At 38.8% G+C, this 12,607-nt stretch carries 10 protein-coding genes; 3 read left to right on the top strand and 7 right to left on the bottom strand.

Going from position 1 to position 12,607, the window contains the following annotated elements; all coding sequences use genetic code 11:
- Positions 1-162: 162 nt before the first annotated feature.
- The 6 genes from E6X37_RS09795 to E6X37_RS09770 form a co-directional block, all read right to left on the bottom strand.
- Positions 163-5,184 (bottom strand): TonB-dependent receptor plug domain-containing protein, encoded by a 5,022-nt coding sequence (locus E6X37_RS09795; RefSeq protein ID WP_316689766.1) that lies wholly within the window; start codon positions 5,182-5,184, stop codon positions 163-165.
- Positions 5,185-5,416: 232 nt separating this feature from the next.
- A complete protein-coding gene (locus E6X37_RS09790; protein ID WP_278468312.1) occupies positions 5,417-6,307 on the bottom strand; it encodes a helix-turn-helix transcriptional regulator in 891 nt (296 codons plus the stop codon).
- Positions 6,308-6,567: 260 nt separating this feature from the next.
- Complete coding sequence (locus E6X37_RS09785) at positions 6,568-6,963, bottom strand: YbaN family protein (protein WP_278468314.1); 396 nt, start codon at positions 6,961-6,963, stop codon at positions 6,568-6,570.
- Positions 6,963-8,330, bottom strand: a complete 1,368-nt coding sequence (locus tag E6X37_RS09780; protein WP_004696684.1) for a PTS ascorbate transporter subunit IIC — start codon at positions 8,328-8,330, stop codon at positions 6,963-6,965. Before E6X37_RS09780 ends, E6X37_RS09785 begins: the two co-directional genes overlap by 1 nt.
- Before the next feature lie 29 nt (positions 8,331-8,359).
- The gene (locus E6X37_RS09775; RefSeq protein ID WP_004696686.1) at positions 8,360-8,635 is read right to left on the bottom strand and encodes a PTS sugar transporter subunit IIB; all 276 of its coding nucleotides are present in this window, start codon (positions 8,633-8,635) and stop codon (positions 8,360-8,362) included.
- A gap of 20 nt (positions 8,636-8,655) precedes the next feature.
- Positions 8,656-9,111 carry a PTS sugar transporter subunit IIA gene (locus E6X37_RS09770; RefSeq protein ID WP_004696688.1) on the bottom strand — a complete coding sequence of 152 codons (456 nt, stop codon included), beginning with the start codon at positions 9,109-9,111 and terminating at the stop codon, positions 8,656-8,658.
- A 252-nt stretch (positions 9,112-9,363) separates the two neighbouring features.
- On the opposite strand from E6X37_RS09770, the gene E6X37_RS09765 reads away from it, so the two are divergent.
- From E6X37_RS09765 to E6X37_RS09755, 3 genes are read left to right on the top strand one after another with little or no spacing between them, the layout of a single operon-like run.
- Positions 9,364-10,371, top strand: coding sequence for a FecCD family ABC transporter permease (locus tag E6X37_RS09765; RefSeq protein ID WP_123137753.1), 1,008 nt, complete (start codon positions 9,364-9,366; stop codon positions 10,369-10,371).
- Positions 10,372-10,397: 26 nt separating this feature from the next.
- The gene (locus tag E6X37_RS09760; RefSeq protein WP_021148436.1) at positions 10,398-11,144 is read left to right on the top strand and encodes an ABC transporter ATP-binding protein; all 747 of its coding nucleotides are present in this window, start codon (positions 10,398-10,400) and stop codon (positions 11,142-11,144) included.
- Positions 11,145-11,165: 21 nt separating this feature from the next.
- On the top strand, positions 11,166-12,170 hold the full coding sequence (locus E6X37_RS09755) for an ABC transporter substrate-binding protein (protein ID WP_123137751.1): 1,005 nt from the start codon (positions 11,166-11,168) through the stop codon (positions 12,168-12,170).
- A gap of 232 nt (positions 12,171-12,402) precedes the next feature.
- On the opposite strand, the gene E6X37_RS09750 is transcribed toward E6X37_RS09755, so the two are convergent.
- Positions 12,403-12,576 carry a hypothetical protein gene (locus E6X37_RS09750; protein ID WP_004697552.1) on the bottom strand — a complete coding sequence of 58 codons (174 nt, stop codon included), beginning with the start codon at positions 12,574-12,576 and terminating at the stop codon, positions 12,403-12,405.
- Positions 12,577-12,607 lie beyond the last annotated feature (31 nt).

Here is a 12,607-nt window from a genome sequence, read left to right as displayed (position 1 = left end):
AACATATGTCTTGTATCTCCCACACAAAAATTAAAAAGATACACTTCACCAACATTAATGACATTGAATATCATTCACATTTTAATGTTAGCAAAGTGTATCTTGCATATCTACTCCGAATAGACCAAAAATATACGTTTCGGACAAATCGGATATAAATTTTTAGAATTTATACGTCATTTGGAAACGAGTATAATTCCCAAGTTTAAAGTTTTCAGATCCATATAAGGTATCTCGTTTATTGATCCCTTTTGCATCAAATGTATAGAATGCTTGTAAAAGAAGATCTTTAGTTGGCACATAGCCACCACCAAAGGTAAAGCTCTTAATACCATCTAAGTAACGGTCAGGAACAGCCTCTGTACCATTGCCACCAAAGAAGGAACCATGGGCAAAGTATTTATAGTCTACATAGGCATTCCAAGAACCAGGTTTATTCATATCGGCACGACCAACATCAAAGCGCAATGCCCAAAAATGAGGTACACCACCTACGTCACGGCCCTTGATATCGAATTGAGAGGATCCAGCCTTATGGTCATAATGAGTATTGCCATTCATGAAGCGACCAAAGTCACTACGGTTTTGTCCATAGTCGAAGGAAACACTTACATTATGATTTAATTGATACTTAGCTCCAACGCCGAAAACATTAGCCATATTGTTGAATTCATGCGCTTCTGTAGCATTACCATTCGCCGTATAGAAGCGATAGTCACTACCGCCAAAGGAGCGTAAGTACCACGCAGCTAAGCCAAGTCTAGGTGTTACCATATGTTTAACTTGAACATAGGTAGCCTTTTCAATTGGTGGAATTGTATCCCGCTCCAATACGACACCTATTGAAGGAATAACAGCACCTGTATATTTGCCTAGCGCCTCTCTCGGCAAACGACTGTTGCCGTCCGCTTTTTCAAGCATTCGGGCCAAGCTATTAAAGTACGAAGCTATCATAGAAGGATAATAGGCACTTCCTTTTACGTTAATAAGACCAGACGTGCCGGAGTCGTTAATATCAACGACATTCGCCTTATAAATAGACTTGTCCAGCCCGTCAAAGGCATTATCTTCAAATTTCATCATGTACGGATTATTGCCAAAGCTATAGGTTGCTATATCTTTCGCCTTGGCACGATACGCCTCCACGATAGCCGCCTTATTCTGATTGTACCAATTTGAAATAAACGTTTTTCCACCATTGGAAAGAACAGTGGTATCACTCAACTTCATTTCAAACAATGGGTTTTTCTTATCAAGCCCAATCGTTCCCGGTGCTATTTTCTGAGTGAAAGTACGTTCGTCTTCATACCATTGTTCATCATCTTCATCATAGTATCGCGATTTATAAGAATACGTTACTGACACATCAGGCATCTTAATCGATACAGTCTGTTTAGCCGCATCCACACCATAAGCTTTCACCGCGATCTCCTGCATCCGGCGCAACACATCAAACTGCGCAGCTCGCAACCGTTCCCGTTCTTTCGCCACACGAGCTTCCACATCCGGCAAAGATGCTTCCAACTTTGCCAACTCCGCTTTTAATGGAGCCAGTTGATCCGCGGACATGCCGTCAATAAATTCTTTAGACCAGATATCGGAAGTCATATCGTCGATTTTCTTCTTTAATGTACCTACCTCCGCATCTAAGATGCCTTCCTTATCGCGCAAGGCTTTTAATTGCTGGTAGAAATTAATAGTATTCCCTGCGTTTGGTACGATGAGTTCCTTATTGGCACCGTCCGAATCCATAGTAACACCTAAGAATTCCTCTACCGTTGGAACCCGTTTAAAATGCGTATAAATAGCATGAGTATAAGCACTGTCGCTAATTCCCGTACTATGTTTAAAGGTCCCCACACCGATACGGACTTGAGTATTCTTATTCGTCCAAACACTACGAAGGCCGTCATATTCTTTATTAAACCAATAACCTGTAACCCCCATAGATTCAGTAATACGACCAACACTATGATCCCATTTAGAACCGTGATGTGTTACATCTAGTTCTTCGAGACGTTGATGATTAAAACCTTTAGAGCCTTCTGTTTCATGACTGCTATCTACACCAGCTTGGCCAGAAGCACTACCCACAACACGTACATTCGTATTATCGTTAATACGAGCATCGACACCGACACGTATACGTTGATTCAAGCCATGTTCCTTGCGGTCCGCCAGATTCTTTGCGGCCTCGTCGGATACGTAACTTGTAGCAGTCACCCGCGTAGCAGGACGATCAGATCCAAGATGACTGTCATTACGTACACGATAATCACCTACAAGTTCCATACCTCGTTTTCTGTCTGTATCGAAAGGACGCGTAATAAAATCCTGCAGCATAACCGGAGGTAACGATTCAAACTGCTCCTTCGTAAGTTTCGTTTTACTTTCACCTGAACCGAAACCGAATTTCATATTTAATCCGATACGATATACTCGAGCCGATAAAGCCCGATCATCATCACGATGATTAAAGAGATTATCAATACCGAAATAGATTCGTGAATCCTTATCAATCTTCTTTTGAATCATCAAATTCCATATGCCATAAGTTTTATGTTCATACATATCGGCGGTTTTTCTATTATTCAAATTATATCTGATAACGGAACGATCGGAATTATTAGGATCAATATAAGATACCATATAATTACCGCCGCCAGACAAGGAGTTACTATCCAGCATATGAATATAATAATCGCCCCACAGGCTACCGCTCCATCCACTGGCCTTATCCTCAAAATCCACACCGATATCCACTTTATGACGCGGTTTATCCAGTAATTCACGAGGCATATCTTTATCGCTCTTATTAAGCGCTCGTAAATACGTATATCCCAAACGGGCTTTCCAGTGCTTATTCAAAGTCTGTTTCACTTCAAATTGAAGACCTGTGATTTGGGCCTTGCCAATATTACGGAAACTGTAAATCATATCCGGCGCATGCGCAAATTTCGCCGCTCCATATGTGGTAGATTCATCATATTGAGGATAAAAATCCATCAAATATCCCGTATTGTAAATCGACATATAATTCCGAATATTATTGTGGAATACGGTTACTTTACCATAGGTATTTTTATTTTCCCCTTCCAAAGAAAGGTCGAAATTCATGGATTTCTCTGGTTTAAGGTTCGGATTTCCGACCCAATACCAACCTAATCGGGCTTCACCTCCACCGATTGTGGCATTTGTAATATTCGGGCCATACATTTCCCAGTTATAATACAGCTCGCCCATACCGGGTTCCGTATAGCTGGTACCCACATTAGCCTTTAATCTGCGGTGTACATTTCCATGTACATTGTGCGTCATGCCGAAATTAAACGACCAATTGGAGCCAAATAAATCACTATGATCCAGTCTTATAATTGGTGATAAAGTAGTATTTTTATTAACCTGCCACGTATCCTGAATAAAGAAATTCTGTTTCTTGATCTCCGCACGTCCTGCGGTCTGTTGATTAACGCGTTTTAAATACTCTTCTTTAAAATAAGCTCCGTTTAATTTCAACTTCGTAGAATCAAAATCCGGTACGGCGCCATAGTAAAAGCTCGGTAAATAGGCATCATAAAGTGCAGGATAATACTTACCGTTCTCATCTTTTCGGCCTTCCTTATTAAAATGATAGTCTTCAATAAATTCTTTATTCTCCGCTATCAAACGTTTAGCAAACTGCTGATATCGCGCATAAGCTTCAGGATTCCGTTTTTTCAGCGTACGCTCCGTCACAGGGCCATCCACAAGCCCCATTACGGCCGCCGAATCAATTCCCGCCTGGGGATTCAAATATTGAAGATATTCTTCGTAAGTAAATTCCGGCAATGTATTTGGCTTACTTTTATCCCCGTTATACCATTCTTTCTCCTTATTCCACTGCTCTACACCAGCGTCGTTTTTTCTGAAAGAATGGTCATAAATTGTGGATGAAGGAACACCGTTTTTTACAGCTAGACTTTTATCGTAATCCCAGGGATCGATATGCCGTTTATAGGTATGAGGCGCATTTTTAAGTCTGCTACCTTCGCCTGTCTCCCGTATAAACCCAATACCATAAGACAAGAGATGTTTCTTATTGACTTGTGTGTCTGCCCCGAGTGTTACGCTCCATTGACGATGATCTACATTATCCACATAGTTTAATGTATTTTTCCCTTCATAGGTACTGTTCCCATAGTCACTGGTTAATGTTACATCATCTTCTTTGGTCCGCGTATAATTCAGTTCCGCTTTCCAAGAACTCTTATTGTCCTGACCAGTATATGTCAAATTAAGATTATTCCTGTCTAAATCCCGTTTGTAATGAACCTGAGGTTCCAAATAAGAAGTACTGCGCTTTACATACCGTTCTAAGTCCTCATTATACCGATCGATGCGAATTCCCAAAGACTGCTTATCATTAATATCATACGTAGCGGCCAAACCTATATTAGAATTTGTACCGTAATACCGTAGGGAATTCTTTAAAAAACCGTGGTCTTCATCATTGGTCATAGCGCTGATACGACGCTGCTCGCTGGCATAAATAGGCATAATGTCACGTTTACTACCGTGAATATTAACTTTTAACTTACCTAATGAGCCAGAATCAGCGCGCATAAAGAAATTGGAAAACGGTACGATATCACCGTCGCCTTTAGTTCTACGACCTTCCGCATTAAACTGAAGGCCAGCGGTCTTACGCGGTTTATTGGTAATAACATTAATAACACCACCGATGGCATCGGATCCGTATTTAGCACTAGCCGCACCTTGGATAATTTCTATGCGTTCCACATTTTCTGTACCGAGACGTTGTAATTCATCACCAGCACCTTGATATTTGGCAAGGTCGCCCATCACAGGCTGTCCATCCACAAGAATCAAGGTATGACGAGGATCCGCTCCACGGATAGATACGCCGACGCGCCCCATCGAATCGACGGTTCTAGATACGCCAGTTTCGGAAAACACAATATCTTCTACGGATTTTGCCTGCTTTTTGACAATATCCTTCTTCGTGATAATCGTCGTCTGCTGAGACTCTTGTTTTGCCTGCTCTTCAGCCCATGTACCGCGAACATGAACCACATCGGTTGTTACAGTCGCATTGTCCGCCATAACCACCGGCATTTGCAACCAGCACGCTACTGCACAGGATAGTATGACATATCTCCTTGCCCGCACCCAACTCCTATTCATTAAATTTCCTCCACACATATATTTAACTATGCATATAAAAATACACTTTACCACTACAACCAAATGACATTGAAAATCATTTACAGGTTTAATAGTAGCAAAGTGTATTATACATATCTACTCCGAATAGACCAAAAATATACGTTTAGGACAATATTTAATTTTCATAGACTATCAAACCTAGCCTAAAGCACAAAAATTTTTAGCTAGGATAATATAAGGTCCAAATTATTTAGACCTTACGATAGGCACTTGGCGTTACACCAGTAGCCTCTTTGAATGCACTAGTAAACTTACTACCATTCTCATACCCTACCGCATTAGCGATTTCTAAAATAGACTGATCTGAGTCTTGAAGCAATCGCTTTGCCGCATTAATACGACATTCTTTTAAATACTGATGTATAGTTGTACCAAATACACCTTTAAAGCAACGTTTCAGGGTAGATGTAGGAATATCAAACTGTTCAGACAAGGAGTCAATAGTAATACGCTTCATAAACTGTGTCGATACATATTCACTTACAGCTTTTACAATATCTACCTGTTGCTTTCTATAGGTACTTCTCTTTTCAGGATTGGCTGTAGAGATAACAGATAATAATAAAAAGATTTCAATCACTTTTAATTTAAAATAGTGCTCTTTTATTTGATCTGGCACATTATATAAACTGGAAAAAATATGACGAACAGTTTCCGTTTCTTCCATCATCATACCAAAATCAGAATGCTCACAAAACCGATTGGCCAGCTCAGTCAAATCAATTCGAGAATCACTAACAAGTGCATCTAATACGGGTTGAGCTTTCTCAACATCCACTAATAATACAATTCCTTTAAATAATTTTGTAGGAAAGTAATTTTCGTGTTGATAATCAGATCGTATATGCCAACCTAACGACATATCCCCTGGCCCCATATATAAATACTCACCAGATGAAAACTTGCACTCTATGCGCCCCTCTTCACAGTGATTTATAGCAAACGTCTTGGTATGTGATTTAGCATAAAATTGAATCGTCTCTTGTTTCACATCTAGGAACATTAGCTCGATACCGTCAAATACCGTATGCCTTGACATAGATGTTCCAGCATGTGAAACCGCATGATTATGTGGATTCATACTATCACCATATACACAAATACTATAAACATAAATTTTAATAATATTATATTATAGTATACTTATTGATAGTCATTGTCAAATTTAAAATAGTAATAATTCATTTTAGATTCAAAAATATGAGTTAGCTCATTTTAGTAATATAAAGCAATTACCATCATCGCTAGGAATTATGCTAAGTTACTATAAAATAAGCCTCATGAATTAAACTAGAAGAATTTAATTCATGAGGCTATATTCAGAACTAAGGATATAAGTTTCTATTTTTTTGTTTTAATAATAAAAGCTAATGCTATGACATGAGCGACCCATATAATGCCCATAACCATTAGAGCAATAGGCATATCTTGACTAAAATAGGCACCAATTGTCATTATGGCACTAACGGATACGAGAATGGACAACTTTGCCCGCAATGTCAACGCTTTATCGCGTTCATAAGCAGCAACAGTCTTTTGATATAAACTAGACGCCAAAAACATTTTATGGAGTCGTTCAGATCCACGAGCCAAACAAAATAACGTTAGCATATAAAAAGGAACTGTTGGCAATAGTGGTAGTACGATACCTGCTGTACCAAGGGCAAAACTTATGGCCCCAATAGTCAGGAATACATATCGAACAACTACATTACGATGTTGCTCAGTTATTTTCATTAATCCTCTTCTACGTAGTTAATAACTTTACCCTTTGTTTTAATAAAGTTAGGAACAATGAGTACTAAAGCGGCAATAGCTACAATGCCATAAATACCTGCCATACCTACCCATTCATAAGCATTACCTAATACTAGACCCATTACGGCAAAGTCCGCATCACCAAAGGTTGTATTTTGGAAGCCTAATTGACCAAGAACAGGAAGCGCCAAAGCTGGCAAGAATGTAATAGCCAAACCATTTAGGAAAGCACCTACCGCTGCGCCACGACGACCACCAGTAGCATTGCCATAAATACCTGCTGTAGCACCACAGAAGAAGTGTGGCACAAGACCAGGAATGATTAATACGCCACCTACAGCACCAAGGATAAGCATACCGATGATACCACCAATAAAGGAGCTAAGGAAGCCTAATACCACTGCAGTTGGAGCATAGGTGAAGAATACGGCACAATCTACAGCTGGAATTGCATTAGGGATAATTTTTGTAGCAATGCCTTGGAATGCAGGGATTAAATCACCTAGGATCATACGCACACCTGAGTATACGATTGTTACACCAACAGCAAAGTTCATAGCACTCATAACAGCGTATAAATATGGGCTCATATCTCCAGATAAAGTGGCTACAAACTCGGAACCAGCCGCAAAAGCTGCAATTAAGTAGAATACAATCATAGTCAATGCGGTAGATAATGTTGAGTCACGTAAAAAACCCCATTTTTCAGGTATTTCAATATCTTCTGTACTATCTTCAGCTTTTCCAACATATTTAGCAACCCAAGCCGATAAATAGTAGCCTAAACTACCAAAATGACCAATGGCAATTTCATCACCATCTGTCACTTTGGATGTATAACTTTGACCAATAGCTGGAGAAATAGCAGACCATGCCCCCATTAAGAAACCACCTACAAGTATGAGTTCCATACCAGATAAACCTGCTGTACCAAGTACGGCAGACATAAGGCATGCCATAAATAAGCTGTGATGACCTGTTAAGAACACATACTTAAACTTGGTGAAACGTGCAATACATAAGTTCATCAATAAGCCTACAACAAGAATAGACATTGTTTCAACACCAAGTACCTTTTGCGCAACAGCTACGATAGCTTCATTATTTGGCACTACACCAGTAATATGGAATCCGTGTTCAATCATCTTCCCCAAAGGGTCAAGATTGCTAACGATAACACCCGCACCTGCAGCTAACATTAAATACCCAAGAATAGGTTTTAATGTGCCCGTCATTATTTTATGAAACGGACGTTTCAAGGCGATCAGGCCTATACATGACATAATACCAATCAAAAGTGCTGGTTGAGACAGCACATCACGCAAGAACTCTAATACCATTTCCATGGCACTACCTCCTATATAATTGTTACATATTATTGAGCAGCTTGTTTTAATGCTTCAAGAACATCTTCTGTAATCTTCTTTTTATTAATATAGCTACGAACAATAGCAACATTTTTATCGTCAAATTGTTCAGCCAACTCTTTTACAGTTACGATGAGATCTGCCTTACGACCTTGAGCCGCGTTAAAATCGATAGATTCAACTTGTGCATCGATACCATTTTCAGCACAAATTTCTTCAATTTTCATTTTTAACATCAAGCTAGAACCAATACCATTACCACATACAGTTAATACAGAAATCATACTTGCCTCCTTCTAAATGTTTATTGCTCGTCTAAATGCTCTGCCAGGAATGCTTGAACATCATCGATACTTTCAAAGTCAACAGCCGCATCTAAGAATTCTTCATCCTCAAATAAAGTAGCAATATCTGTTAACAATTGAATATGCTCATCTTTGTTGGGAGCACATAAAAATAATGCGACAGATACAGGGTCATTATCAGGACTGCCAAAATTCAATGGTTTTTCCAATGTCACCAAAGCCGTTCCTACACGCTTTGCACCATGTTCTGGGCGAGCATGTGGCATAGCAAGACCGGGAGCCAATACGATATATGGGCCCATTTCGCGAACTACTTCAACCATAGCCTCTGTATAAGATGGATCCGTAAAACCCGCATCAACCATCAGTTGACCACCATGACGAATAACATCCTCCCACGTCTCAGCGGGATAATGAAAGGATACATTATCCTCAGATAATAAATCTTGTATCAAACTAACACCTCCTAAACGTACTTCTGTACATATAGTTCTATTATAGCTATTATAATAAATTTTTCATATATCAAAATAACAATGAACTTATAAAAATGAATAAAACTAACATAAGATTTTGCTATTTATAATTTAATAAACCCTTATACGTATAATACCTATACAGGTATTAATATTGTATATATATTGAAAATTCTCTATACTTAGATAAGAATTAGACTACCTAAATAAAAAATAGAATAAGGAGATTTTATGCAGACTTCGGTAAAAGTATTTGTACTCTGTCTAATCCTCTGTATTTCATTAGTAACAGCTTTACAGTTTGGCGCTAAATTCATTTCTCTAGACCAAATTATTTCAGCACTTATGTCTATGATTGATGCAAATACTACAGCATCTATGACTGATACGATTATTACAGATATCCGCTTACCACGACTTATTTACTCTGTTCTAACAGGTATAGGTCTATCACTTGTAGGTCTATTAATGCAAACTGTCACACGCAATGCCCTCGCAGATCCCTATGTATTAGGTGTTTCTTCTGGCGCAAGCACAGGTGCCGTTTTCGCTATTATCATGGGTGGCCTACCATTCTTAGGCCAGTACAATACGCCTATTTTTGCGGCCCTAGGCGCAGCACTTTCAATTATATTAGTCCTCTTATGTGTTGGTAAAAGCAACAGCCCCGTAAAACTTATCCTCATAGGTATGGGTATGACTGGTGTATTCTCAGCCTTAACAATGATGATTATTTACGGAGCCAAACACGAAGCTCAAGTGCGAAGTGCTATGTTCTGGCTACTTGGCAGCTTTGCAGGCATACAATGGAGTGATTTACCATTAACAGCAATCATCATAACCTTATTTATGCTATATATCTATACGTTCAATCAAGACCTTGATGTGTTGCTACTCGGTAATCATGAAGCAGCACAAATGGGCCTTTCCGTTAAGCAGTTACAATTAAGTATTGTTGTCATATCCTCTATTGTGATCGCCACACTAGTATCAAAGGTTGGTGTAGTTGGCTTTATCGGCCTTATCATCCCTCACCTTGCTCGGATTATAGGCGGACCTAAACATAAACATACATTACTATTTAGTGCACTCATAGGTAGCATCGTTATGATCTGGTCAGACGTATTATCGAGAGCACTCTACAGTCCAGAAGAAATCCCTATTGGTGTGCTTACATCTTTATTGGGGGCTCCACTCTTCATTTGGATTATCATGAATCGTTATAAACACAATGGTTAGTGTATATCATATCTATAGGAGATACTATGTATCAAATTAATCAGCTGTCTTTTTCTTATGAAACCAAAGAAGTGTTAAAGAATATTTCTGTAACATTTCCTACCAATAAAATAACAGCCATAATTGGACCAAATGGATGTGGTAAGTCTACGCTACTTAGCCATCTATATCGACTTCATCCGTCAAAAAACAAAATCACATTAAACGAAAAACCTTTAGAGTCTTATAAAGGTCGCGAGTTTGCTCAATTGGTAGCAGTCTTAACACAATCTAGAGACGCTATGATCGATGATTTTCTCGTAAAAGATATCGTTCTCATGGGCCGATATCCGTACAAACAACACTTTGGCACCTATAGTTCTGAGGATGTTAAAATTGCAGAGCATTATATGAATGAAGTAGGCATCACCCATTTATCAAATGAAGAAATTCATCATTTATCAGGTGGTGAGAAGCAACGCGTATTCATTGCTAAAGCCTTAACCCAGAAACCTCAAATACTTCTTTTAGATGAACCTACTAATCATTTAGATATGAAGTACAAAGTGGCGCTAATGGAACAATTACGGGCTTTTAAAGGCACTACGATTGTAGTCCTTCACGACTTGAATCTAGCGGCTCAATATTGCGATCATATAGTCATCATGAATAACGGAACTATCCTAAAAGAAGGTTCCCCTACCGAGGTGCTCACACCTGAAATTCTTGAACCAATTTTTGAAGTTCCTTTCAAAACCTCTTGGGATGAAGGGCGCTATCATTTATATTATTAATTAGTAAAGAAAGGACTTACTATGTTTCAGAATTTAAGAAAGTCAAAAAAATTATTATTAATCGCAATGACATGTGCTACATTCGCTATTGCTGGTTGTGGTTCTGATACTACAAAAACTACAGCGGATAATGGACCCTCTGTAACATGGAGTGAAACATTTGACGGTACAAAAACAGACTTTGCCGTAAAATCCGCCCCAACTCATGCCGTGTCCATGTCCCAAGCAACAACGGAAATGATGTTACAATTAGGACTTGAAGACAAAATGGCTGGGACCGCTTTCAAAGAAGAAGAAATCTACCCACCTTTACAAGCAGCTTACGACAAAGTAAAAGTATTATCTGAAAAATGGCCTTCCTATGAAGTATTTATGTCCGTAAAGCCTGACTTTGCTACAGGATGGCCTGATTCTTTCAGCAAACGAGCCATTCCTGCAGATAAAATGATTTCCCAAAAGGTTAATATTTGGATCCCTGAATCCATGTTATCTACTAAGGCTGACCTAGAAACCAACTTCAGCGACATGATTAAATTGGGTGAGATTTTCGGCGTAAAACCTAAAGCTGAAGAATGGGTTTCAGGTCAACGTAAAACATTGGCAGCTATCCAGGATAAACTAAAAGACTTACCTCGTAAACGCATTTTCATTTATGACTCTGAAGACGGTCAACCATTCACAGCATTCGAAGGTTATACTACTAACATCTTAAAACTTATCGGTGCTGATAATGTAATGAGCGGCTTAGGCGTTGATAAAACATGGGCTAAAGGTTCTTGGGAAACAGTAATTGCACAAAACCCTGATTATATTATTATCGCTGACTATGGCAATTCTATCCGCAACGACGATGATTTCCAACAAAAAATTGAAAAAATCAAGGCTAACCCTCAACTTCAAGACATCACAGCCGTTAAAGAAGGTCACTTCATTCGTGTAAAACTTTCTGAAATCACACCTGGTGTACGTACCGTCGATGCTTTAAAACGTTTAGCCGAAGAAATTCACGGCATCAAAGTAGACTAATTTAATATAACAAGATATAGAGTAATATATGTAATATGTTTTGTATATTATATATAACGAAGAAGGTCCCAATTCAAATGAATTGGGACCTTTTCGTACTACTTGTATTGCACACAGCATATTGTTTAGAGAGTAAAGATGTGTTGTAGTTGAAAGATTTAGAAATAATGAATTATTGTAAAATAGATTTAAAATGTATTAAATTGTATATGCTGTGACAATGCCTGATTATTTATACTTCTCGGCTATATTGTTGCCTATATCGTTTATCATTATTTGCCTTAATAGCCATGATCAATGGCTTTAGCGAAAGAAACTCTTCATCACTGAGTCGAAAGGTTCTACCAATACGTTTAATAGGATTACGTGGGCGCCCGGCACCGCGTCTAGATCCACCCCATGCCATATACATACCTCACTTTTCACTTGAAAAACTC

This window comes from Veillonella parvula (assembly GCF_032550495.1).
GTDB lineage: Bacteria > Bacillota > Negativicutes > Veillonellales > Veillonellaceae > Veillonella > Veillonella parvula_G.
This window is presented reverse-complemented; position numbering and strand designations above follow the sequence as displayed.

Coding starts and splice junctions, on each gene's coding strand:
- E6X37_RS09780 (WP_004696684.1), bottom strand. CDS start 8,330: ATGGAAATGGTATTAGAGTTCTTGCGTGATGTGCTGTCTCAACCAGCA.
- E6X37_RS09755 (WP_123137751.1), top strand. CDS start 11,166: ATGTTTCAGAATTTAAGAAAGTCAAAAAAATTATTATTAATCGCAATG.
- E6X37_RS09795 (WP_316689766.1), bottom strand. CDS start 5,184: ATGAATAGGAGTTGGGTGCGGGCAAGGAGATATGTCATACTATCCTGT.
- E6X37_RS09790 (WP_278468312.1), bottom strand. CDS start 6,307: ATGAATCCACATAATCATGCGGTTTCACATGCTGGAACATCTATGTCA.
- E6X37_RS09775 (WP_004696686.1), bottom strand. CDS start 8,635: ATGATTTCTGTATTAACTGTATGTGGTAATGGTATTGGTTCTAGCTTG.
- E6X37_RS09750 (WP_004697552.1), bottom strand. CDS start 12,576: ATGGCATGGGGTGGATCTAGACGCGGTGCCGGGCGCCCACGTAATCCT.
- E6X37_RS09785 (WP_278468314.1), bottom strand. CDS start 6,963: ATGAAAATAACTGAGCAACATCGTAATGTAGTTGTTCGATATGTATTC.
- E6X37_RS09765 (WP_123137753.1), top strand. CDS start 9,364: ATGCAGACTTCGGTAAAAGTATTTGTACTCTGTCTAATCCTCTGTATT.
- E6X37_RS09760 (WP_021148436.1), top strand. CDS start 10,398: ATGTATCAAATTAATCAGCTGTCTTTTTCTTATGAAACCAAAGAAGTG.